The sequence below is a fragment of the Pirellulales bacterium genome (genome assembly GCA_019694435.1).
Lineage (GTDB): Bacteria > Planctomycetota > Planctomycetia > Pirellulales > JAEUIK01 > JAIBBZ01.
The window spans coordinates 23,593-48,037 of record JAIBBZ010000034.1; the positions used below are offsets into that span (position 1 = coordinate 23,593).

Below are 24,445 nucleotides of genomic sequence, written 5' to 3' on the forward strand. Positions count from 1 at the left end.
CACTCCCTCCCGCACTGGCCCGGAGTTCACCGTTGAGTTCGGAGACGATGCAGTCCATACGTAGTCACCTTCACCTTCCCATCCTCGCCCCAATTCGCCCAGACGTCTTTTAGCGCCATGACGAGCGAGTCATGTTTTGATACAGCATCACTGGCAACTAACTGACCAAACTGTTTCCACTCAGCGTCGGACATGTGCTCCACAATGTCGCGATCCTCAGTCCAAGCTGCGTGAATGCAGGGCAACGCCGCCTCGATCGCGTCACACAATTCCGGCTCAACCAACCTGACCCCAAACAGCTCGCGCTGCAGATTCACCAGCAACGGACTGTAACGACACCACGGATACCCATTTCCAACCACAACATACTTGAACACCCTATAACCATCGGCCGCACGCATATATTTCACATTTGACTGCAGGGAAGGATGCAGCAAATAGTATGGCGACACCGGCAACGACCGAACTCCAAAATGAAAAGATTCGTCCGGTTGCTTAAATCTTTGCACCTGCACACCCTGCACCGCATCTTCATCGACCGTTCCAATCAGACCACAATACCACAACTCCATGAACGGATTATCGCCAACCAACTCCACTTCACCCAAGCCACTGACTGGTGTGCCGCCAAATTCAGCGACAATCTGCACCATTTCTTGCCGCGTCAATACGTTATAGGGCAGCATCCGAAAGAACCGAGCTCGATCGCGGCCCTCTCGCAGACAGTCCAGAAACGGCGACATCTCCGTGAACAACGTCTCAACAACTTGTGACGCTGCCGTATCGTTCACAACCGCACGATACCTCCCTTCCGTAACGTGCGCACCCTCCTCCGAAAGAGCAGAGCACAACCGCACGAGATCGCGCGGCCGCCCCACCGTATGACGGAGCAAGTAGCTAAAGCTATTCTCGACAATCCCCGCACGAGTGTTCTGAACAGTCTTTCGATCGACAAAGGACTCAAACCCAACTCCCTCATAGACCCCTGCCAACGCATCAATCAGACTCCGAAGATCCTCCGACGAATACCGCAAGGAAAGCACCGCACCCGCAATATTCGCCTTGATCGGCGAACTATAATTCGCAAACGCCTCTGCCCGAATCGTACCAAACACCTTCACATGAGCATTGGTGCTACTACAGTCCCAAGCAGCCTCCAGAAGCCCACCCTGTACTGCTGACCAAGCTTCGCGCGGCAATGCCGAAACCCCCTGATCAACCTTGTCGATAAACACAAATACCCCGCAATTGATATTGCGAAGCACAAAATCCAGAGGCCCCTCAAGAACATCTAATATCTTATTTACCCGAGTGACTGGCATAATAACGAGCTGCTTGAACACCACGGATGGCTCAACCGATTTCGACTCCAACCAGATTCTTAGTGCTGAAGGAAAATCAGATGGCAAGTGTCGCAGCAATTCGGCTGCAGCCGACCGTTTGTGCGAAATAATTGAAAACCGAATAGAAAAGGCCCAAAGACGCTTGCTATCCCGCACCGACGAGAAAAATTCAATGTAGTTTTTTGTCGTCGATGGAAGATCATTCATCATGTCCACGTAAGGACGATCGGAAGGAATGAACAACACATCCGCGTGGGCCCCCTGAACTCCTGGACGAAGATGCAATTCAGTCAAGCGATGTCGCTTGTATCGCAAGAGAAGCGTCTTCCCAATTCCTTTAGCGCCACTGACGAATAGCAGTTGATCCGACACTAGGTATTGGTCGACAGAGGGCGTGCGAAAGACCATGTCATCAAAGAGCGACACGTCCACCTGCGTGCCATCCGAAGCCCACGGGGGGGTTGAGCCTAGCGAGAGTGGCCGACGACGCGGTTTCGGCGTCAAGGCCCGGGAGACAGGCGGCGACAGCCTTGCATCCGCACGTGCTTGGCCGGAAAGTGCAGCAACCAACTTGTCGACCAAGGTTGTAGAATCTTGTTCGTTACGAATATAGACAGTCGTTCCAAAAGCCGTATCCCACATAGGCGCACTTGAGGCAACTTGGTCGTACTCCACCTGAACCGCAACAGGGATTTGCTGCTTCCTTGACCGGTAGCCGATTTCGATTTCCTTGGTGACGTCATGAGACAGCAAAGAATCCTTTGAAACAATGACAACCATGGCAACACTATCACGAATCGCATCGCGAATCTGCGGGAGGTACGAGCGGCCCTCGATGGCGTCGCGTTCATAGTACCAGCATCGAATCCCCTTCCGCTCAAGTTCGTCCGCGATCGTCCGAACCAACCCAAAGTCCTCGCTGGCATGGGCCATGAAGAGATGTCGCATCGGCAACTCCATGGTAAACAGGTGGGATCGAAGCGAGCGTGGCGGGGAATGTAAATAGGTGGGATGTGCGCAGTATTAGACTGCTGTAATTAGCACGCTTCAAGTGGCCGACCGTCATTGGCCCTGCTGGCATGGACACTATTAGGGACCAGCCGTTTCCCATCATTACCTCTGCCTCCAATGCCTCAAATGCACGCGGCGCCCCGATTTTGGGGATACCTTGACGTGCAAGCTCTGTTCCATGAGCTTTAGTGCGATTGAATTCGTGCCCCAAAAAGGCTGGCTATAGCTCCCAGACTGCCAGCCATCAACACCCCACGCCGATGGGCTCAGAGGCCAGTGATTCTCGCTCTACCCAAGCATGGGGCGTAACTCGCCGACTAGATTGGCGAGAGATTCGCAACTCTGGCTGAAGGCAAGTCGTGCATCGTCGGCATGTCGCGTGCAAGACCGCGGTACGTCACGCCCGCCGGCGGAGATCGGCCAGCGTGGCCTGCATCGCCGCGATGCGCTGCCGGGTCTCTTCGAGCGAAGCCCGTTCCTGGGCCACGACCTCGGCCGGCGCGCGGCTCACGAACGCTTCGTTGGACAGTTTCTTTTCCTTGTTGGCCAGCAGCCCCTGGAGCTTTTCCAGCTCTTTTTCGTTGCGGGCAATCTCGGCCGGGATGTCGATGAACTCGGCCAGGTCGACGTGGATCTCGCCCCCGGCGATCGCGAAATGCGCGCTGGGCGAGGGAATCGTCGCGTCGGGGCCCCAGGCGCGGGCCGTGGCCCCGGCCAACGCCGCGAAGTAGGCCGCCATCGGTTCGAGCAGCGCCGTCGTCGCCGCGTCGGTCCGGGCGACGAACTCGATCGGCTTCTTCGGCGCGATGTTCTGCCGGGCCCGTACGTCGCGCAGGCCGGTGAGCGCCTGGGTGAAGCGTGCAAACTGGACCTCGATTGCCTCGTCCCGCCGGCGCAGGTCGGCCGCGGGCCAAGGGGCGACCATGATTGACGCGGCCGCCGGTTCGGCGCTGGCCGACAAGCCGCGCCGCGGCGCCGCCTCGCCCAGCAGCGACCAGATTTCCTCGGTGATGAACGGCACCAACGGGTGCAGCAGCCGGAGCAGCGTATCGAGCGTGTGGGCCAGCACGCGCTGCGCCACCGCACGACTCGCCGGGGCCTGCAGCCGGGCCTTGATCATCTCGACGTAATAGCTGCAGAACTCGTCCCAGGCGAAGTCGTACAGCTCGCGGGCCGCGTCGGCAAAACGGAACTGCTCGATCGCCTCGTCGACGCGCTGCGTGACCGTCGCCAGCCGGCTGAGAATCCAGCGGTCCTCGACGGCCAATTCGGCGTCGCGCACCTCGGCCGCCGCGTAACCTTCGAGATTCAACAGCGCGAACCGCGAGGCGTTCCAGAGCTTGTTGCAGAAATTCCTGGCCAGCTCGAACCGCTCGCTGATCACCGCCGCGCGCGGCAGGTCGACGTCTTCGGGCTTCGTGGCCCATTGCGTCGAAAACGGCCGGCCGCACTTGGGACATTCGACCCGCGCGAGCACCCGGGTTTTCTTCGTCTGCTCGATCCCGGCCTGGCAATGGGGGCACTCGAACTCGACCGGCATCCGCACGTCCTGCGTCTCGGTGGCCAGATAGGCCAGCCCGAAGCGCAGCGCGTCGGCGCCGAACTTTTCGATGACGTCGAGCGGGTCGACGCCGTTGCCCTTCGATTTCGACATCGTCTCGCCATACCCGTCGAGAATCTTCGGGTGGATGTAGACCCGCCGGAACGGCACGTCGCCCACGTTCAACAGGCCGGTGAGTACCATCCGCGCGACCCACAGCGTGATGATGTCGCGGCTCGTGACCAGCACGCTCGTCGGGTAGAAATAGGCCAGCTCGGGCGTCGACTCGGGCCAGCCCAACGTCGAGTGCGGCCACAGGGCCGAGCTGAACCAAGTGTCGAGCACGTCGGGGTCTTGCTTGATCTGCTGGCCGGGAATCGCGTCTTCGGCCAGGTCGTCGTCGCGCGAGCAGATCAGCCAGTGGCCATAGTCGGCGTCGTAGTACCAGCTCACGTCGTCGCGCCCAGCGAAGGCCCGTTGGAGATCGGCCTCGGTCGCCGCGGGGGCATACCAGATCGGGATCCGGTGGCCCCACCACAACTGCCGGCTGACGGGCCAGTCGCGCTTTTCGCTCAGCCAGTCGAGGTACCCCTTGGCGTACCGCGCCGGCGTGATCTGCACGCGCCCGTCGCTCACGGCGTCCATTGCGCTTTGCGCCAACTGTTCCATCTTCACGAACCACTGGTCGGTCAGCAGCGGCTCGATCGGCGTCTTCGAACGGTCGGAATGCGCCAGGTCGATCTCGCGATCCTCGACGTCGCCCAACAGCCCCTGGGCCTGGAGATCGGCGACCACCTTTTCCCGGGCCTGCTTGATCGTCAGGCCGGAGTACGCCCCGCAGCGATCGTTCATCCGCCCGTCGAGCGTGAGGATGTTGAGCATCGGCAGCTTCTGGCGCAGACCGACTTCGTAGTCGTTCGGATCGTGCGCCGGGGTGATCTTGACCGCACCGGTGCCCAGCTCGGGCTTGGCCCAGACGTCGGCCACGAGCGGAATCTCGCGGTTCATCAGCGGCAACCGCACCTTGCGACCGGCGCGCGCCATGTCGCGCAGCCGCACCAGCAGCGGCAGCATCTCCGTGCGGCGCTGGCGCAGGGCCTCGATTTCGCGCTCGATTTCGGGCTGCTGCTTGGCCGGCGCGGCGGCATGCTTCTCGCGCAGCTCGGCCTCGGCCTGGTCGAGGGCCCCCGCCGGGTCGGGATGCACCGCCACGGCCGTGTCGCCCAGCATCGTCTCGGGGCGCGTCGTGGCGATGGTCACGTGCGTCGGCTCGCCCGGCTGCGGGTCGACCACCGGATAGCGCAACTGCCAGAAGTGTCCCTTGACCGTCTCGTGAAACACCTCGTCGTCGCTGACGGCCGTCTGCAGGAAGGTGTCCCAGTTGACCATCCGCTGGCCGCGGTAGATCAAGCGCCGACTGAACATGCGAAAAAACGTGTGCCGCACGGCCCGGGCACACGTCTCGTCGAGCGTGAACCGCGTGCGTTCCCAGTCGCAGCTACAGCCCATCTGCTTGAGCTGCTCGAGAATCCGGGCCTCGTAGTCGTGTTTCCATTTCCAGATCCGCGCGACGAGGGCCTCGCGCCCCAGGTCGTGCCGGGTCTTGTTCTCCTCGGTCAGCAGCCGCCGTTCGACGACCGCCTGCGTGGCGATGCCGGCATGGTCGGTGCCTGGCATCCACAGGGCGTGGTAGCCCTGCATCCGCCGCCGGCGGACCAGGATGTCTTGCAGCGTGTTGTTCAGCGCATGACCCAGGTGCAGGGCCCCGGTCACGTTCGGCGGGGGGATCACCACGCAAAATGCCCGGCTGCGCTGCGGATCGCCGGCCAGATCGGGCTCGGCGTGGCCGTAGCCGCGGTCCTCCCAGACCCGAATCCAGCGTCGCTGGACGGGCCCTGGGTCGTACTGCTTCGGTAGCTCTTGGGTGGGGGAGGACATGGGCGTCTTTTTGCTACTGGCTGCTGGCGATGCGGCTGGACTGTAAGGGTGGGCTGCGAACAATAGATCGAGTGGGGGGGACGCAGACCTATCGCTTAGAGAGACCACAACCCGTGGCTGAGTTCGTCGAACGCGACTTTTGGCCGGCGCTCAACCGGGCCTTTCGGAGGGCCGGAACATCGGCCGTGCGGCCCGCGTTGGAACTTTACTATACCGCCCGGAGCCCGGAAACTCCGCTTTCGGCGAAGCTGCAGGCCGGGGCGGCGCTCGCCTACTTGATCCTGCCTTTGGACCTGCTGCCCGACGTCCTGGCAGGCGTGGGCTACACCGACGACGTGGCCGCCCTGCTGGCGACTATCCTGGCGCTGAACGCCTACATCAGCCCAGCGATCCGGGAACAAGCCGCGGCGAAGGCCGAGGCGCTGTTTGGCGCAGATGTAACGTAATGTCTCACCGAGCGGTCGGTTGACCCAATCGGTCCCGCGGCCACATGGCGCTTGAGCGTTCGTTGAAACGGCGAACGATGTTCTGGATCGACGTTCATCGCGAGACCAGGTCTGCAGCAGGAACATCCGCGGTCTTGCTGGAAGCCGGCTTCGACTCGTCTTTGAACAGCTTGTACTCGATGCTGTCGACCAGCGCCATCCAGCTCGCTTCGATGATGTTTTCGCTCACGCCGACGGTGCCCCAGACGTCGTGGGCGTCGCGGCTTTCGATCTGCACCCGGACGCCCGCGGCTGTGGCCGCCTCGCTGTTGATCACCCGTACCCGGTAGTCGACCAGGTGCATATCGGCCAATTGCGGGAACGTGGCCGCGAGGGCCTTGCGCAGGGCATTGTCCAGCGCGTTCACCGGCCCGTCGCCTTCGGCCACCTCGTGGCGCACTTCTTCGCCGACGCGTAGTTTGACCGTGGCCTCGGTCGTCACCTGGCCCGTGCTGTCGGTCTCGACCGAGACATGGTAGTTGAGTCGCTCGAACCAGCGCTGGTAGGTGCCCACGCAGCGCCGCACCAGCAAGTCGAACGATCCGTCGGCCGCCTCGAACTGGTAACCGGCGTTTTCCAGGGCCACGACCTGGCGGAGGATCTCCTCCATCAGCTTCGGGTCGCTCTGGATGTTGTATTTCGTGGTCAGGGCGATGATGTTCGACCGGCCCGACAGCTCGCTCACCAGCACGCGCCGCTCGTTGCCCACGCGTTCGGGCGGGATGTGCTCGTAGGTGCTGGCCACGCGATTGACGGCATGCACGTGCATGCCACCCTTGTGGGCAAAGGCGCTGGCGCCCACGAACGGCTGGTTGCCGCGATAGTTCATGTTCACCAGCTCGTACACAAACCGCGACAACCCGGTCAGGTGCTCGACACCGCCGCCGGAGAGCACCTCGTAGCCCTGCTTCTTGAGCGCCAGGTTGGCCACGACCGTGATCAGATCGGCGTTGCCGCACCGCTCGCCGAAGCCGTTGATCGTGCCCTGCACCTGCACGGCGCCGGCATCGACCGCGGCCAACGAATTGGCCACGGCCAGCTCGCAATCGTTGTGGCAATGAATGCCGACGGGCACCGGCGTGGCGGCCCGCGCCGCCGAGAGCCGTTCGACGATCTGCTCGGGCATGCTGCCGCCGTTGGTGTCGCAAAGCACGAGCAGTTGGGCGCCGGCCTCGGCCGCAGCCTGCAGGGTTTGCCGGGCATAGTCGGGGTTGGCCCGCCAGCCGTCGAAGAAGTGCTCGGCGTCGTAGATCACTTCGCGCCCCTCGGCCCGCATCAGCCGGACGCTGTCGGCGATCATCTCGAGATTTTCCTCGAGCGAGACGCGCAAGACCTCGGTCACGTGAAAGTCCCAGGTCTTGCCGACGAGCGTGATCACCTTGGCGCCCGAATCGAGCAGGGCGATCATGCCCGGGTCGTTGGCCGCGGAGACGCCCTTGCGCCGCGTCATGCCGAAGGCGCAGATCTTGACGTGCTTCAAGTCCAGCTCTTGGACGCGGCGGAAATACTGCTCGTCTTTTTCGTTCGACAGCGGGTAGCCGCCTTCGACATAGTCGAAGCCCAAATCGTCGAGCCGCTGAGTGAACAGCAGTTTGTCGTGCAGCGAGAAGTTGATCCCCTCGCCCTGGCTGCCGTCGCGGAGGGTCGTGTCGTAGATTTGCACGCGTCGCATCGGTTTGCGTCCTTCGCCAACAAAAAAACCCCGAGGCTCAACTCGTGGCCTCGGGGTGCGGGTGGCTATCGATCGGTTGCGCCAGAACTCCCCAAAGCCTTTACGCGGCGACAATCGCCGCGCCGGTAATCGGCAGCACGCCGGTAATTCGCTCGCTCGATATGCGGCAAACCGCGGGGCCGGTCATCGTAGGGGGCTCGTCTGGGCTAAAACCAAGTTCAACGCAAGCATACGACTCGCCCGGGCAGGAGTCAATTTGGCCGCGTTTTCTCCGGAAAATCGGCGATTCGACCGGCGCCACCGCGGTATTTCCGGGCAGCGGCCGGGGTGCGGCGTCGCACGCTCGATCAAACGACCCGCGCGACGAGCAGCGTCCGGTCGTCGTCGGCCGGCTGGCGCGCGGTGAACTGGTCCAGCTCGGCGAGCACGGCGTCGATGATCGTGCCGGCCTGGTCGCGGCAGCGGCCCAGCACCCGGTCGAGGCCGGCGAGGCCGAAAAACTCGCCGGCCGGATTACGGGCCTCGGTGATGCCGTCGGTGTAGAAGACCAGTTGATCGCCGGGCACGAGTTGATGCCGCGACGTGGAGTATTGCACGTCAACCTCGATGCCCAAGGGCAGCCCGGCCTGACCGTCGACCGAGTAGATCGATCCGTCGACGCAGCGCTTCAGCCGCGGCGCGGGGTGGCCGGCGCTGGCAAACTCGAGCACGCGCGTCGCCGGATCGAAGACGCCGTAAAACGCCGTGACGAAGGTGCCGCTGTCGGCCGTGTAGCGCTGGGCCAGATGGCGATTGATGCGGTTGAGCAATTCGCTCGGCGGCAATTGTGGGCCGGGCAGGCCATGGGCCAGCGCATGCGTAATGGCCATGATCACCGCGGCCGGGGTGCCGTGCCCGCTGACGTCGGCGATCAGGATGCCCCACCGATCCTTGTCGAGCGGGAAGAAGTCGTAGTAGTCGCCGCCGGCGCGGCGCGAGGTTTGATAATGCGCAGCCAGGTCGAGCCGGGGTACCCGGGGCAGCTCGGCCGGCAACAGCGAACGCTGGATGTCGGCCACCATTTTTAGCTCGTGGTCGACGGCCCGGTAGGCCTGCTTCACCTCTTCGGTCAGCACCAGGTTGTGCGTCGCGCGGCCGAACAAATTGCTGACCCAGACCGTGTCCGGCAACATTTCAGGACGAAAGACGCCCCGGTCGGGATGATAGAACACAACCATGTTCAGGGCGCGCCCCTGATCGAACTGCGGGATCGCCATGATCGACCCGGCCTCGCCCAGGTAAGGGTACGACGCGTCGTGCTCGTCGATTTGGAGCGCTTCGATCACCTGGGGCTGCTCGGCATACAGCAGCTCGCCGAGCAAGCCAGTCGACAACAGCGGCAACCGGTCCTGCTGCTTCCAGGGATTGATGTTCTCTTCCCAGCCGGAGAACCGCGTGACGCGGTACCAGGGGCTGTCCAACCCGCGGCGGCTGATCGCCACGATCCCCCGTAGCGGCATCAGGGTGCTCATCCGCTCGCCGTAGGCCCGCACCATCCGCTGGGGATCGGTCTGCAGGCTCATTTCGCGCATCGTCTCGACGATGTGCTGCAACCGGGTTTCCCAGGGAATGCCGGGCGCGAGCTGATCGGTAATCGGCTGCGGCGTATCCATCGAGTGAACCTGCGGCGGAATGATTCGGCACCAAGTGACGTACTGGCGATTCTAGGCCGTGAGGCGAGCGCGGGCCATGGCGGCGATTGATCCGATCGCGTGATCGAGCAGGCGTGCTGGGCGCCAGGTCGCCGGCTTGCCAGTCAATCGCCGCCGGGCGATAGTGGCCGCTTCGATATTCATTCGCGCCAAATTCTTTTGCGGGGAAACTGCGCAAGATGAAACACCCACTCTTGATCGGCGCCGCGCTGGCCCTGGCCCTGTGCGCGAGCGCATCGGCCGTCGAGGTGGTTTGTCACCGCGGCGCCAACGAGCACGCGCCGGAAAATACCTACGCGGCGGCGCAACTGTGCATCGATTGGGGCGTCGACTATGTCGAAATCGACGTCCGCACCAGCCAGGACGGCGTGATGTACATCCTGCACGACCCGTCGGTCGACCGGACCACCGACGGGCACGGCCTGCTGCGCTCGCTCTCGAGCGCCGAAATCGACCGGCTCGACGCCGGGAGCTGGTTCGACCCGAAATTCGCCAACGAGCGCGTGCCCAGGCTCGAACCATACCTGCGCTGGATCAAGGGTCGGGCCAAAGTCTACTTCGACGTCAAGGATTGCGACCTCCAGGCACTGATCGACCTCGTGTATACGGTGGGGCTGGAACGCGACTGCTTCTTCTGGTTTGGCGCCAACAAGGCCGCGCGGCGGTTTCGCGAACTCGACCAGCAACTCGCACTCAAGGTCAACGCGGCCACGCCCGAGGAGGTCGAACGCGCCGTGACCGAACTGCAGGCGGGCATCATCGAGACGGGCCTCGCCCGGTTGACGCCCGAGATGCTCGATGCTTGTCATCGGCGCGGGGCGAAGTTGATGGTGTTGTTCACCGAGAAGGACCGCGCCGGTTTTCGCCGCATCATCGAAGGCGGCGCCGACATGGTGAACCTCGATCACGGCGACGTGTTTCTCGAAGTTCAGCGCGAGCTGGCCGGCGCGTCGGGCAATTGAGACACAGTCGCCGCGTGTCCGACCCTCGGCGGTGAGAGGCCGTCTCAGTACGGCGCGCATGCGGACGCGCCGCGAAAAACACCCGCGGGACCGCTCTTGTCGGCGCCGGGCGCTATGCTAGATTCGGCGCGTAGACGATCCACACGCTTGAAAGGACCACCGCCATGCAGGGCGACCAGAAGATGATCGACGCGCTGAACGCCGCACTCACGATCGAGCTGACGGCCATCAACCAGTATTTCTGCCAGTCCAAGATGTGCAAGAATTGGGGCTTCAATCGCCTCGCCGCCAAGCACTACCACGAGTCGATGGGCGAGATGAAGCATGCCGAACAATTGATCGATCGCATCTTGTTTCTCGAAGGCGTGCCCGAGATTGCCCGCTACGACGTGATCCGCGTCGGCGCCGACGTGAAGGACCAGTTCGAGAAGGACCTGGCGCTGGAAACCAAGGGCGTGACCACCTACAACGCCGCGATCACTCTGGCGATCAGCCTCAACGATGCCGGCAGCCGCGAGTTGATGGAGAAGATCCTCGTCGAGAGCGAGGAGCACGTCGATTGGCTGGAAACCCAGTTGCACGTCATTTCGCAGACGGGCATCGAGAACTATCTCGCGCAGCAACTGGGCGAAGAAGGCGGACACTAGGCCCGGCATCGGCCGCGGCGGGGCGAGTGCGATTTCGGCAGCGCTACCGCTCGCTCAATCTGCCAACGAGCAGCTAGCGCGTCTCGCTGCGCAAGAAAGCCTGCATCCGTCGATGACAGCCGCGGCAGCCGTCGCCTGCGCCGGTGCAGCGGATCACGTCGTCGACCGAGTCGCAGCCATTGCGTTCGACCGCCTCGGCGAGATCGGCCTCGCTCAGCTGCAGACAGCGACATACCAGTTGATCGACGAGTTGGTAGGCAGGGCTCATAGCGGTGCCGATCCAGGCGGGAACAACCCAAGAAGCTGAGACTGAGTCTCAATCTCTTGGTCTCTAGAATAAGCTCTTCTTCTGCAGCGTCAAGACGGTTTCGATGCAACAACCGCGGCTTTTTGACGCCGCCGAGCCGCGGCACCCCCTCCTTCGGCGTAGCCCTTCGAGCTGGAGCCTGGCGGGCCCGAGACCGGAACCCGGTCTTGGCTGTGTTCGACCTTTGATCCAGGGACACGGGAACCAGGAGTCGCCACAAGTCGCAAACCAGTCTCGCTGCAAGAGGCGCTCGCTGGCTGTGCTTGCCGGTGCGCCGTCGACGGCTGGGAACCACCGCGATCGGCCTTCGGCCTGTCCCCCCGCACACGGCACGCGACAACTTGCTGCGCCGCGATGGTGCGCTCGCGCAGCGCGGCTGGGGCGCGGTTTTTTTCACCTCGGCAGTGCAATCAACCACGACCCATGGGTGTTTTTGCACGGCCTCGGGGGCAGCAGTAGAATCACCGCGGGAAGTTGGATTTGAGTGTGGCTAACCCTCCAGGAGTGAACTTCGATGTGGATTCCCAAGTGGACGCGTGACCGGAAGAAGGGCATCGATTCGCCGATGCCAACCCAGGTCGTCTCGAACGAGGAGTTCATTCCACGGCCCCAGTCGACCCGGCAAAAACAGGTCGAGCACCTCGTGCAGCGGATGTCGGAGGACAACGCCAAACGGCTGGGCATGACCCGCCGCGACTATATGGCCAGCTCGATGGGTCTGGCCACTTGCTTCCTGGCGAACAACAAGGTCTGGGGCAACTACTGGGAAGTCGACGAGGCCGAAACGCTCGAGGCCGGCGCCTACGAGGACAAGTGGCCGAAAAGCGAATATTTCATCATCGACGTGCAGGCCCACTTCACCAACGGCTTCGCGATCGGGTTCCGGAACATGCAACTGTTCAAGAACCAGGAATTCGTGAAGAACATGGGCTTCAAGCTGCAGGAGACACCCGAGGCCTACGCGTTCCCGAACTTCGTCAAGGAGATGTTTTTCGACAGCGAGACGGCGATGCTGGTGATCTCCGGCGTGCCTGGCCGCGAGAAACACCTCGACAGCAAGGGCAACGTGCTCGAAGGCCCGAAGCGCGGCGGTGGCGTGCTGCCGAGCTGGTTGATGTCGATGCGCAAGAAGGACATCAACGACATGGCCGGCAGTCAACGGGCCCTCTGCCAGGGCAACTGTGCGCCGAACCATTATTGGAACAAGGACAAGAACGAGCCCGATTTCGCCGCTTTGTTCGAGCAGATGGAGCGCGAAGTCAAGCTGTACGGCATCGATTCGTGGAAGTGGTACTGTCACACCGATCCGGGCCGTTCGGGCAACGGGTTCCGGCTCGACGACGAGAAGATGACCTACCCGGCCTACGAGAAATCGAAAGAGCTGGGCATCAAGCTGATCAGCGTGCATAAGGGGTTTTCGTCGCAGTCGAAGACGCTCGGCCACCTGGCCAGCCCGGCCGACGTCGAAAAGGCCGCGCTCGATCACCCGGACTTGACGTTCATCATCTACCACTCGGCCTTGCAGCATGCCCCCGGCGAACCCGGCGGCGAGTTCGACAAGAACTTCAACCCCGAGACGGGCGATTTCTCCTGGCACGATCTGCTGATGAAGATCAAAGAGCGCAATCCGCAGATGACCAACGTCTACCCGGAAATCGGCTCGTCGTTCGGCTCGCTGGCGATCGACAATCCCTTGGCCTGTCAGCACCTGATCGGCAAGAACGTAAAGCTCTACGGCGCCGATCACGTCGTCTGGGGGACCGACTGCCTGTGGTGGGGCTCGCCCCAATGGGTCATCGACGCCTTCAAGCGTTTCCAGATCAGCGACGAACTGTGCGAGAAGTTCGGCTATGCGAAGCTGACCAAGGAAGACAAGGCCAAGATCTTCGGCCTCAACGCGGCCAAGCTCTACAAGGTCGACGTCGATGCGCAGCGCAAGACGATTCCTAAGGACGAGCTGACCAAGCTGCAAATGGCCTATCTGCACGACGGCGGGCAGCGCGAAAACGCCGCGTACGGCTGGGTCCGCGACGACACCCGAGTTTGAGGTGTACGGCGTGCAAGCTGTCTCGGGCAGCGTCGTGACGTGTGTGCGCCGCACGGCGCTGGCGGCGATGGGCCTGCTGGCCGCTGCGGCGATCGCTTGCCTCGTCGCAGGTCGGCCCCTGGCACTGCGCGCCGCGGCGCCGCCCGACGCGCTCGATCCTGCCGCTTGGGGCGCCGATCACATCAGCGAAGAGCTGCCCGAGTACATGGAAGGCGGCGAATGTCTGTTCTGCCACCGCCGCGAAGTGGGCCGCTCGTGGCAGACGGACCGTCACAGTCGGACGATTCGCGACGTGGAGCCCGAACACCCCGCCGTCAAGCTGCTGGCCGCCGACCCGGCCGGCAAGGCGGTGATCGGCGAGGTGACGCTGCTCTTGGGTGCCGGCCAGCAGATGTGCTTCTTGCGCCGCGGCGAGCGCTACGGCCATTGCGATCTGCTCAGCGTCCGCGCCAATTCGACGCGCGGCGGCCGCTGGCGGCTCACGCAAAACGAGCAGGCCACCTGGGACGCGGCGGCCTTCAACCAGGGTTGCGCTGGCTGCCATGCGACCGCCGTAGCGACCGAAAACCAGGCGTTTTCCGCCGTGGGGCACGACTGTTTCGTCTGCCACGGCGCGGCCACCGAGGAGCATGCCAACGACCCGGCCTTGATGACGTTGTCGAAGGCGGCCAAGGACCCGCCGCGGGTCGTCACCTCGATTTGCGCCCAGTGCCATCTGCGCGGAGGCAAATCGCGCTCGACCGGTCTGCCGTATGCCAATCAGTTCGTACCGGGCGACAATCTGTTTCGCGATTTCGCTGTCGACTGGCAGCAGGCCGACCGTGCGGAACTCAACCCGGGCGACCGGCACGTGTGGGAAAACGTTCGCGACGTGGTGCTGCTCGGCCGGGAAGAGACGACCTGTCTGAGTTGCCACCAGGTTCATGGCAACTCGACCCAGCGTCACGCGCAACTGCCCGACGGTCCCGCGTGCAACGTCTGCCACGACCCGGCCCAGCCCAAGACCAAGCACCTGATTTACGAAGTCCACAGCCCGACCTGTGGTTACTGAAACGCTGCCGAGCGAAGTCGCGCGTGCAACGCGAGCAAGCGGCGACTATATTCGTCGTGTGTCTCTCGCCGGCGCAACACGTTTTCTGTGGCGACCGCGCCAACCTCTCCCTCGAGTGCCGCTCGTGAACTGACGACTCTGGTCGTGCCATGGAAGCCGTCGGCCGAGCCTTGTGGCCGTCGATGAGCGATACCTGGCTTGAAGCCGCACGTCTGCCCTTGGCGCGGATCACAGCATCCGGCCAGGGGCGTTTCGGGGGAAACACTGCGGCTGCTGGCGCCCGTTTTCGTCGGGCAGCGCGTCCGAGTTGCCAGTTGAGTCCGTATGCAACAGCACCCAGGCAACCACGCGATCCGTTGAACAATGAACACGCACACCGCAACTCGTGCGCCTCGACCCCTCGTCGACGCGAATGTTCGCCGACCCGCATCGCGACTGATCGCCGTTTGGCTGCTCGTCGCCTGTGCTGCGCCAGCGGGCAGCCAAGCCGAGGGCCTGGTTGAAATCGGCCTGAATTTCACCGGAGCAAGATATGCGTCCGGGGTGGGCAACTCGTTCTCGGTTCCGCCGGACACGATGGGCACCGTCGGCGAGGCGCACATCGTCGAACTGATCAACGGCCGCTACAACGTCTACGACAAGTTGACCGGCGCGCGGCTGGCTTCGAATACCGCCTCGGGCTTTTGGAGCAATGCGGGCATCACCGGGGGACTGCTGACCGACGTGTTCGACCCACGCGTGGTGTACGACCCCTTTAGCGACCGCTTTTATGCCACCGAACTGTCTTCCCGGCGCAGCAGCTCCAGCGCGATCCTCGTGGCCGTCTCCAACACGCCTAACCCCTTGGACGGTTGGTCGGGGTTCAGCTTCGACGCCGACGCCGATGACCAAACCTGGGTCGATTTTCCGAAGCTCGGCTTCAGCCAACAGGCCGTGTACGTCGCGGCCAACATGTTCAACATCGGCACCGACAGTTTCTCGTCGCTCGACGTCGTGGCCATTCCCAAGGCCGACCTGATTGCGCCGGTACCGACTGTCGCGCAGGCGACCAAATTCGAAAACGTGTTCAATGTTGCCCAGTCGGACAGCCTGGCGGTCATCGACTACGACAACGCCGGCGCGCGGCCGGCGTTCGTCTCGCTGTTGCAGACGGGCATCGACGGCCGGGCCGGCGAATTCTTCATCAATGGACCGATAACTTCGCCGACGCTCAGCCCGCGGCAATTTCTCGACGGTTTCGAGCAAACGATTCCCGATTTGAATGGTGCCCTGCAACCTTTGGGAATCATGCCCATCGAGACCTCGCAGGGCTACGCGGGCGAGTTGGTGCGCTTGAACGGATCGCTGTGGGGAGTGCACACCGTCGATGTCGACGGCCGCGCGGCGCAACATTGGTTCGAAGTCGATGAAGCCACGAAACTCGTTGTGCAACAGGGCTACATCGCAGACGACGAGTTGGAGTATTTCATCGGCTCGATCGCCGTCAACCAATTCGGCGACGTCGTGATCGGGTTCAGCGGGGCGGGGAGCGCGCAATTCGCCAGCTCGTACGCAGTCGTTGGCAGGACAAACGCGTCAGGCATCACGACATTCGGCGAGCCGCTGCTGCTCAAGCAAGGCGTGTCCACTTACAACCGTGGCGGCGCGCGAAACCGCTGGGGCGATTACAGCGCGACGGTCATCGATCCCAGCGATCCGCTCCGGTTTTGGACGTTCCAGGAGTTCGCCGCCGGCACAAATCAATGGGGGATTCAGATCACCGAACTCCATCTCATCCCCGAACCGTCGTCTTGGATACTGGCGCTCGGCGGTGGTGCGGTCCTCGCATGTCAGGCGCTCGCCCGTGCACGGCGACGAAACGGTAACTGACACCAGCCACTTGCAGCCGCCAGGGGGGACTGAAAGCAGCCAGGAAGTACCCCGCTGCCTTTGCGGAACGCCGCTCGCTTGCTTCTCGCATGTGCCCGATCGCTCGGCGTGACGCGAGGCGTAGCGGTTCATCCCATTCGAGGGTACGCTCTGGAGGCGAGTCGTCGCCGGCTTTCGTGTCCGGCCATCGTGCTTGTCAACTCGTCTGCTTGTTTGTCTTGGGAGTGATCGAGGTATGCGTCGCAGCAGCGTGCTTATCGTCATGCGTTCGGTGATTTTCTTGGCGGCGACCGTCGGGACCTCTGCCGCGGGCGATCCGCCGGCCGCCCCGCCGGTGTCGAAGTTTGCCCCGGCCGCTGACCTGGCGGCCGCGCTGGAAAAGCTCGTGGACGATTGCTCCAAAGCGACGGCCTCGGCCGACAGTTACAAGAACGCCCAGACCAAGGTGCGACGCGATGCGCACAGTATGCTGGCCCTGGCGCAATGCCTGGGTCTGCACGACGAAGATCATCCGCTCAAGGCCCACGCGCCGGCCATCGCGGCGGCCGCGAGCCAACTCGCCGCGGCGAAGAGCCAGGCCGAGGCCGCCGCTGGAGCCGAGGCCGTCAAAGCCGCGCTCGACGGCAAAGGCCCCGCAGACGCGCCCGCGTTGAAATGGGAAAAGCTGGCCTCGCAGGGCCAGTTGATGAAACAGGTGACCTCGCTCAATTCGCGCTTGAAGCGCGGCGTGCAACGATTCGACCGGCAAGCCACCGAAATTGCACAGCTTTCGGCCCTGATGGCCGCGATTGCTCAGGTCTCGGTGGCCGATACCCATGAGGTCAAAGACCCGCAGCAGGTGGGCCGGTGGTATGAGTTGTGTGGCCAATGGCGCGAGGCCTGCGGTGCGCTCAATACCGCTGCCCACGCGGCCGATCTAGCTGCGGCCAAAGCGGCGATTGAACGCATCGAGACGAGCTGCAAAGACTGCCACGCCGCCTTCCGAGTCGAAGATACCGAGTAATCGGCCCGCTCGATTCGCCTGCGCAGCACCCGGCGGCAAGAATTCCCTGCATGGCCATCCTGACCACTTCGACACACGCAGATTTACGCTTCGCCTACCACCTGCCCTATGGGGCGATGGTGGTTGATTCCGGGGTCCGGTTCGTCGTCTTCAGCCGCTCGGCCACGGCGATGCGACTGCTGCTGTACGATCGCGTCGGCGATCGCGAGCCGCGTGAAATCATCGACTTTGACGGTCAGCACGATCGCTGGGGCAGCAACTGGTGCTTGTTCGTCCCGGGGATCGGTCCCGGCCAGCTCTACCACCTGCAGGCCGACGGCCCTTGGGACCCGGCGCGCGGCCAGCGGTTCGACGGCCGGGCTCGGCTGATCGACCCGTATACCAAGGCCCTGGCCGGCGAATTCCAGCAATCGGAAGACGGCATCGTGCGGCCGCCCAAGTGCGTGGTGGTCGACGATCACTTCGAATGGAACGGCGACCGGCACCTCAAGCGCAACCTGTCCGACACGGTGATCTACGAGCTGCACGTGCGCGGCTTCACCCGTTCGGCCCGCGACGTCGAGCATCCGGGCACCTATTTGGGGGTCATCGAGAAGATTCCCTATCTCAAGGCGCTCGGAGTGACGGCCGTCGAGTTGATGCCGGTCCACGAGTTCCCGACCAACGAATTTTTTGGCGGCCCGACCCAGCGGACCAACTATTGGGGCTACGACCCGATGGCGTTCTTCGCGCCGCACCGCGGCTACGCGGCGAGCCACGAGCCGGCGGCGCAGGTCAACGAGTTCAAGCAGATGGTCCGCGCCCTGCACGAGGCGGGCATCGAGGTGATCCTCGACGTGGTGTTCAACCACACGGCCGAAGGCAACGAGCGCGGTCCGACGCTGTCGTTCAAGGGGCTCGAGAACCGCGTCTACTACATGCTCGAAAACGGCGGCAGCGGCTACCGCAACTATTCGGGCTGCGGTAACACGGTCAACGGCAATCATCCGGTCGTCCGCGAGCTGATCTTCCATTGCCTGCGCCACTGGGTGTTGAACTATCACGTCGACGGATTCCGCTTCGACCTGGCGTCGATTCTCAGCCGCAGCCGCAACGGCGATCTGCTGCCCAACACGCCGATCATCGAAGTGATCGCCGAAGATTCGTTCCTGGCCGACACGAAAATCATCGCCGAGGCCTGGGACGCGGCCGGCGCCTATCAAGTCGGCAGCTTTGCGAACGTCCGCTGGGCGGAATGGAACGGCCATTTCCGCGACGACGTGCGACGCTATTGGCGCGGCGACGGGCACACGCTCGGCGTGCTCGCGACGCGTCTGGCCGGCTCGAGCGATCTTTACCAGCCCAGCGGCCGTCGGCCCTATCACAGCATCAATTTCATCACCTCGCACGACGGCTTTCCGCTGAACGACCTGGTCTCGTATGCCCACAAGCACAACGACGCCAACGGCGAGGGAAATCGCGACGGCGACAACAACAACTATTCCTGCAATTACGGCGTCGAAGGTCCCAGCAACCGTGTCGAGATCGAGAAAATCCGCGCACGGCAGGTCAAGAACATGCTCAGCACGCTGCTGTTCAGCCTGGGCGTGCCGATGGTGCTGGCCGGGGACGAGTGCCGCCGTACACAACAAGGCAACAACAACGCCTACTGCCAGGACAACGAGATCTCCTGGTTCGACTGGTCGTTGGTCAACGAACATGTCGACCTGGTGCGCTTCGCGCAGGCGCTGATCGCCTTCCGCAATTCGCAGCCCACGGTCCGCCGCACGCGCTTCTTGAGCGGCGAGACCCCTGCCCCCGGCGGCTTACCCGACGTGAGCTGGTATGGCCCCTCGGGTGGGACCGTCGATTGGAGCAGCCACAGCTTGACGTGCATCCTGGGAGCGATTCCGGCCACGGAAATCGGACCCAATAACCAGGTCCCCCGGCACGTCATGCTCTGCTTCCACAGCGGCCTGGAGCCGCTGCCGTTTGTCGTCCCGTTGGCAGTGCGGGACGTGCCCTGGCGACTGCTGGTCGATACGGCCGCTCCCTCGCCGCGAGATATCTTCCCGGCGTGCGACGGCCCCGCGCCGCCGGCCTCGGGCATCTTCGTGCTCGAGCCGCGCAGCTTCCGGGCCTACGTCTCTCCGCCGATCCTGGCTCTCGAGCCCAAGGGCTGATCGCAGGCGGTCGTCGCCCATCGCGCCAGTCCCGCGCCGCGCCAGGGGGGCCGGCGCACGGCTTGCTCGACCGCGCCCCCTCAAAACCTTGCTGGCCTGGCCCGCGCCGAGGGTGCTACAATCGGGCCGCGGGGGGTGAACATTTCTGGCCTTGCGGCAAAGCTGCCAAGCGAGGAAATCATGCGGCGCACGCTGATCGCGTGGATGGTGTGCTTGTTGGTCGCAGTCGCGATGTGTCTGCCGATGCTCGCGGCCGAGAGCGCGACGTCGGCCGTGGGAAAATCGATCGCTGCGTTCAGCCTGCAAGATTTTCGCGGCAAGCAGGTGGCGCTGGGCGACTTCCCAGAGGCCAAGGCCGTGGTCGTGGTGTTTCTCGGCGTCGAGTGCCCGCTGGCCAAGCTCTACGGCCCGCGGCTAATGGAACTCGCCGAAGCGTACCAAGCCCAGGGCGTGCAGTTCATCGGCATCGACTCGAACCGGCAAGACAGCATCACCGAGCTGGCCGCGTATGCCCGCGCGCACGGCATCGAGTTTCCCGTGTTGAAGGACGCGGGCAACGTAGTCGCCGATCAATTCGGGGCGCAACGCACGCCGGAAGTGTTCCTGCTCGACGCCGAGCGCGTGGTCCGCTACCACGGCCGGATCGACGATCAGTACGGCTTCACCACCGGCGGCGGCTACGCCCGACCGGAAATTCGCCATCGCGATCTGGCCGCAGCGCTCGACGCGCTGCTGGCGGGCCAGCCCGTCACTACGACCGAGACCGAGGTGCCCGGCTGCATCATCGGCCGGATCAAGACGCCCCAGGCTGATGCCCCGGTGACCTACAGCAATCAGATTGCCCGCATCTTGCAGGAGCGGTGCGCCGAATGTCACCGGCCGGGTCAGATCGCGCCGTTCTCGCTGACGAGCTACGACGAGGTCGTCGGCTGGGCGGAGATGATCGACGAGGTGGTGCGCGACAACCGCATGCCGCCCTGGCATGCCGATCCGCACTACGGCCACTTCTCGAACGATGCCCGCCTGACCCCCGAGCAATTGCAGCAGATTCACGATTGGGTCGCCGCCGGTGCGCCCGAAGGTGATCGGGCCGAATTGCCCGAGCCGCGCGAGTATGTAACCGGCTGGCAGATGCCGTTCGAGCCGGACCAGGTGGTCTACATGAGCGACGAGGCGTACCACGTCCCCGCCGAGGGCGTGGTCGACTATCAATACTTCACCGTCGATCCGGGCTTCACCGAGGACAAGTGGCTCAAGACGGCCGAATGTGTGCCGGGCAACCGCGGCGTCGTGCACCACATCATCGTGTTCGCCAGGCCGCCCGAATCGCGCGCCAAGGATGCTCGCGGGTTTCACTTCGTCGCCGGTTTCGCGCCGGGGACGCGGCCGTTCGTGTTTCCGGACGGGATGGCCAAGCTGATCCCCGCCGGGTCGAAACTCATCTTCCAGATGCACTACACCCCCAACGGCACGCCGCAGGACGATCGCAGCTCGATTGGCCTGAAATTCACCGACGCCAAGGGCGTCACCCATCGCGTGGCGACCGATCGGGCCATCAACCACAACTTCCGGATTCCGGCGGGCGATCCGAACTACGAAGTCACCGCGCGTCGCAAGTTCCTCGACGACGCGCTGATTCTCGCTTATTTCCCGCACATGCATCTGCGCGGCAAATCGTTCCGCTACATCGCCGAGCTGCCCGACGGCTCGAGCGAGATCGTGCTGGATGTGCCCCGCTACGACTTCAACTGGCAGAACCACTTCATCCTCAGCCAGCCGCGCAAGATGCCGGCCGGGTCGGCCATCCGGTGCATTGCACACTTCGACAACTCGGCCGACAACCTGGCCAACCCCGATCCCCAATCGGACGTGCTCTGGGGCGACCAGACGTTCGAGGAAATGATGATCGGCTGGTTCGATATCGCCGTGCCGTACGATCCCGCGCATCCCGGTGGCGAAGTCACGACCGACGACGGCGACTCGACCGGTGAATAGCCGGTTCAGCGATCGCATGCGCCGCGGCGGCTCGATAAGGCAGACTTGTTCATGGGCCCTCGTGGCGGCCGTTTGCTCGTCGACCGTGCCGGCCTCGGCCGAGGACTGGCCGCACTGGCGCGGACCGCGCGGCGACGGCTCGTGGCACGCGCCGCCGCTGGCCGATCGTTGGCCGGAAGCAGGCCTCACGACACGCTGGCAAATGGCCATCGGCGGCGGCTACTCCGGCATCATCGCCACGGCCGGGTGCGTCTACACGATGGATCGGCAAACCGAGCCAGCAGAGTGCGAACGCGTGCTCTGCTATGCGGCCGATGATGGGCATCTGCTGTGGCAACATCGGTACCCGGTCGAGTACGGCAAGCTGGACTACGGCAACGGTCCCCGCGCAGCGCCCACCTTTCACGATGGGCGGATTTATACGCTGGGGGCCGTCGGCCACGTGCATTGCCTCGATGCCCGCGATGGTCGCGTGATCTGGGCCCACGATCTGGTGGCGTCGCAGCAGGCCAAGTTGCCCGAGTGGGGATTGGCCGCCTCGCCGGTCGTCTGGCACGACCTGGTCGTCGTCCATCCAGGCCTGCCGGGCGGATGCTACGTGGCGTACGAACGCGCGAGCGGGCGCGAAGTGTGGCGCACCGGCGACGATCCGGCCGGCTACGCAACGCCGATCGTGATTGCCGCCGCCCAACGCCAGCAACTCGTCGCTTGGAGCCCCCAGCACGTGCTGGGGATCGACCCGGCGACCGGCCGGATCGCCTGGCAAATTCCCTATGCGGTGACGTATGGCGTCTCGATCGCGACGCCCGTCTACGCCGAAGGGCTGGTGTTCGTCGCAGGCTACTGGGAAGGCTCGAAGGCGATTCGCCCGTCGGCCGACCTGGCCACGGCCGAGTTGGCTTGGGAAGAAAACCGCAATCTGCGCGGATTGATGTCGCAACCGCTGGTGCGCGACGGGCACGTGTACCTGCTCGACAAGCAATACGGACTGACGTGCTTCGAGCTGGCCACGGGCAACAAGCTCTGGGACGATGGCAATCAGCTCACGCCGCGCGGCCGCAACCCGCAGGCCACGCTCGTTTGGACGGGCGACGACGATCGGCTGCTCGCGCTCAATGCCGAGGGCGAGCTGGTCCTGGCCCGGGCCAACCCCCAGGGCTATACCGAGCTGTCGCGCACCAAGGTGGTCGAAGCGACTTGGGCGCATCCGGCCTATTACGAGACGCAGATGTTCGCCCGGGGCGACACGCAACTGGTCGCGATCGATCTGGTCGAGGCCGTGAGCGTTCGTCGCAACCCAAATTCCAGCACAGGAGAATGACACGATGCCCGACGCCAGCCCGCGGATCGCGACGGTACGGGTGGTCGACGAAGCGGCGGCCACCGGCCGTGTGAAAGAGATCTTCGACGACATCAAAGCCACGAAACAGATCGACTTTGTCCCCAACTTCTGGAAGACCCTGGCGAACTATCCGCCGCTGCTGGAGCAAATCTGGACCCGGCTGAAAGTCGTGATGGCTCCAGGTCGGCTCGACCCGCTGACCAAGGAGATGATCGCCGTGGCGGTGTCGGCCACGAACGGCTGTCGCTATTGCATCAATTCACATACTGCGGCGGTCAAGAAGCTGGGGCTCGACGACGAGTCCCTTGGCGAGCTGATGGCCGTCGTCGCCCTGTTCAACAGCACCAACGCCCTGGCCGATGCCTACCAGGTCGAGCCGGACGTGTTTCCCCCCCTATAACCGGCCGAATCGGGCACGCCGCGGACGGCCCCGTAGCCGGTTTCCGGACGGTCGACGGCCCGTTTTTGCTTGGTTTTCGCGGGCGGGGCAATTACTGTGGAAGGCTGGCATATTCGGTCGTGAAGAGGTGCTGGTCCATGAACTGCGCTGCCCTGGTTTGCGATGCCCGCGGATTCCGCCTGCGCGGCTTTCGGTTCGGAATGCTGGCCTGCGGCCTGAGCTTGCTCGGCCTGGCGGGCTGGTCCCTCTCGGCGGTCACGGCGGCGGAACGCACGAACGACGACGCCGAGCAGCTCGAATTGTTCGCCGCGATCAAGGCGGGCCAGGTCGACGTCAAGTTCATTCCCAGGAATGACAAGCAGGCCCGGCTGCTGGTCAAGAACCTCACGGACAAGCCCATCAATGTCCGTCTGCCCGACGCGTTTGCGGGAGTGCCGGTGCTCAATCAATTCGGCGGCGGCGGCGGTGGCGCCGGCGGCGCCGGTGGTGGTGGTGGTTCGCAAGGCGTAGGCGGCGGTGGTGGTGGTGGCTTCGGCGGCGGTGGTGGTGGCCAGTTCAACATCCCGCCGGAAAAGGTTGGCGAAGCCCGGTTAGCGACCGTCTGCCTCGAGCACGGCAAGCCGGTTCCGCGCCCAAACATCCCCTACGAAATCCGTCCGCTCGACGACTTCACGACGAGCACCGGCGTGCGCGAATTGCTGCAGGCCTTCAGTGCCGGCCAGGTCGATCAGCGCGCCGCACAAGCGGCCGCGTGGCATTTGAACAACGGCCTGAGCTGGGAAGAGCTCGCCGCGAAGCGCATCGAACATGTCGACGGCACCAGCGAGCCGTATTTCTCGCCGGCCGAGATTCACGCCGCGATCGCCGCGACGCGGGGCGCTCTCGAGCAAGCCGCGGCCGCGGAAAAACGCAAGACTTCAGGCAGCTTGAGCGGCGATTCGGACAAGTAGATTCCGCCCGCGCGGAATTCCTCAGAGCGC

The 24,445-nt window shown here is 63.8% G+C and carries 17 protein-coding genes; 12 read left to right on the top strand and 5 right to left on the bottom strand.

The genetic code is table 11. The features are described 5' to 3' along the window. Positions 1 to 26: 26 nt before the first annotated feature. Positions 27 to 2,291 (bottom strand): toll/interleukin-1 receptor domain-containing protein, encoded by a 2,265-nt coding sequence (locus K1X74_19500; GenBank protein MBX7168532.1) that lies wholly within the window; start codon positions 2,289 to 2,291, stop codon positions 27 to 29. A 460-nt stretch (positions 2,292 to 2,751) separates the two neighbouring features. Continuing rightward, positions 2,752 to 5,832 carry a valine--tRNA ligase gene (locus K1X74_19505; GenBank protein MBX7168533.1) on the bottom strand — a complete coding sequence of 1,027 codons (3,081 nt, stop codon included), beginning with the start codon at positions 5,830 to 5,832 and terminating at the stop codon, positions 2,752 to 2,754. 185 nt (positions 5,833 to 6,017) lie between these two features. On the opposite strand from K1X74_19505, the gene K1X74_19510 reads away from it, so the two are divergent. Then, positions 6,018 to 6,278 carry a DUF1232 domain-containing protein gene (locus tag K1X74_19510; GenBank protein ID MBX7168534.1) on the top strand — a complete coding sequence of 87 codons (261 nt, stop codon included), beginning with the start codon at positions 6,018 to 6,020 and terminating at the stop codon, positions 6,276 to 6,278. 94 nt (positions 6,279 to 6,372) lie between these two features. Here the strand turns inward: K1X74_19510 and cimA are convergent, their stop codons facing one another. Beyond that, positions 6,373 to 7,989, bottom strand: a complete 1,617-nt coding sequence (gene cimA / locus K1X74_19515; protein MBX7168535.1) for a citramalate synthase — start codon at positions 7,987 to 7,989, stop codon at positions 6,373 to 6,375. A gap of 347 nt (positions 7,990 to 8,336) precedes the next feature. Further along, on the bottom strand, positions 8,337 to 9,641 hold the full coding sequence (locus K1X74_19520; GenBank protein MBX7168536.1) for a PP2C family protein-serine/threonine phosphatase: 1,305 nt from the start codon (positions 9,639 to 9,641) through the stop codon (positions 8,337 to 8,339). A gap of 218 nt (positions 9,642 to 9,859) precedes the next feature. On the opposite strand from K1X74_19520, the gene K1X74_19525 reads away from it, so the two are divergent. Together K1X74_19525 and bfr are read left to right on the top strand one after the other, a co-directional pair. After that, entirely contained in the window at positions 9,860 to 10,642 is a 783-nt protein-coding gene (locus K1X74_19525; GenBank protein MBX7168537.1) for a glycerophosphodiester phosphodiesterase family protein, read from the top strand. A 164-nt stretch (positions 10,643 to 10,806) separates the two neighbouring features. Beyond that, positions 10,807 to 11,289 (top strand): bacterioferritin, encoded by a 483-nt coding sequence (gene bfr, locus K1X74_19530; protein MBX7168538.1) that lies wholly within the window; start codon positions 10,807 to 10,809, stop codon positions 11,287 to 11,289. A gap of 73 nt (positions 11,290 to 11,362) precedes the next feature. Here the strand turns inward: bfr and K1X74_19535 are convergent, their stop codons facing one another. Then, the gene (locus K1X74_19535) at positions 11,363 to 11,557 is read right to left on the bottom strand and encodes a (2Fe-2S)-binding protein (protein MBX7168539.1); all 195 of its coding nucleotides are present in this window, start codon (positions 11,555 to 11,557) and stop codon (positions 11,363 to 11,365) included. 553 nt (positions 11,558 to 12,110) lie between these two features. Between K1X74_19535 and K1X74_19540 the strand changes: the two genes are divergently transcribed. The 9 genes from K1X74_19540 to K1X74_19580 all read left to right on the top strand — a co-directional run bounded on the left by K1X74_19540 (position 12,111) and on the right by K1X74_19580 (position 24,415). Then, positions 12,111 to 13,643 (top strand): amidohydrolase, encoded by a 1,533-nt coding sequence (locus tag K1X74_19540; GenBank protein ID MBX7168540.1) that lies wholly within the window; start codon positions 12,111 to 12,113, stop codon positions 13,641 to 13,643. A gap of 10 nt (positions 13,644 to 13,653) precedes the next feature. Continuing rightward, a complete protein-coding gene (locus K1X74_19545) occupies positions 13,654 to 14,694 on the top strand; it encodes a hypothetical protein (protein MBX7168541.1) in 1,041 nt (346 codons plus the stop codon). Between the two features lie 363 nt (positions 14,695 to 15,057). Then, a complete protein-coding gene (locus tag K1X74_19550) occupies positions 15,058 to 16,563 on the top strand; it encodes a hypothetical protein (GenBank protein MBX7168542.1) in 1,506 nt (501 codons plus the stop codon). Between the two features lie 262 nt (positions 16,564 to 16,825). After that, positions 16,826 to 17,566, top strand: coding sequence for a hypothetical protein (locus tag K1X74_19555; GenBank protein ID MBX7168543.1), 741 nt, complete (start codon positions 16,826 to 16,828; stop codon positions 17,564 to 17,566). Between the two features lie 50 nt (positions 17,567 to 17,616). Then, complete coding sequence (gene glgX / locus K1X74_19560) at positions 17,617 to 19,728, top strand: glycogen debranching protein GlgX (GenBank protein ID MBX7168544.1); 2,112 nt, start codon at positions 17,617 to 17,619, stop codon at positions 19,726 to 19,728. Between the two features lie 180 nt (positions 19,729 to 19,908). Beyond that, complete coding sequence (locus tag K1X74_19565) at positions 19,909 to 21,723, top strand: redoxin domain-containing protein (protein MBX7168545.1); 1,815 nt, start codon at positions 19,909 to 19,911, stop codon at positions 21,721 to 21,723. Beyond that, the gene (locus tag K1X74_19570) at positions 21,716 to 23,044 is read left to right on the top strand and encodes a PQQ-like beta-propeller repeat protein (protein MBX7168546.1); all 1,329 of its coding nucleotides are present in this window, start codon (positions 21,716 to 21,718) and stop codon (positions 23,042 to 23,044) included. The genes K1X74_19565 and K1X74_19570 overlap by 8 nt, the downstream gene beginning before the upstream one ends. Before the next feature lie 4 nt (positions 23,045 to 23,048). Continuing rightward, positions 23,049 to 23,465, top strand: coding sequence for a carboxymuconolactone decarboxylase family protein (locus K1X74_19575; GenBank protein MBX7168547.1), 417 nt, complete (start codon positions 23,049 to 23,051; stop codon positions 23,463 to 23,465). A 137-nt stretch (positions 23,466 to 23,602) separates the two neighbouring features. Further along, positions 23,603 to 24,415, top strand: coding sequence for a hypothetical protein (locus K1X74_19580; protein ID MBX7168548.1), 813 nt, complete (start codon positions 23,603 to 23,605; stop codon positions 24,413 to 24,415). Positions 24,416 to 24,445 lie beyond the last annotated feature (30 nt).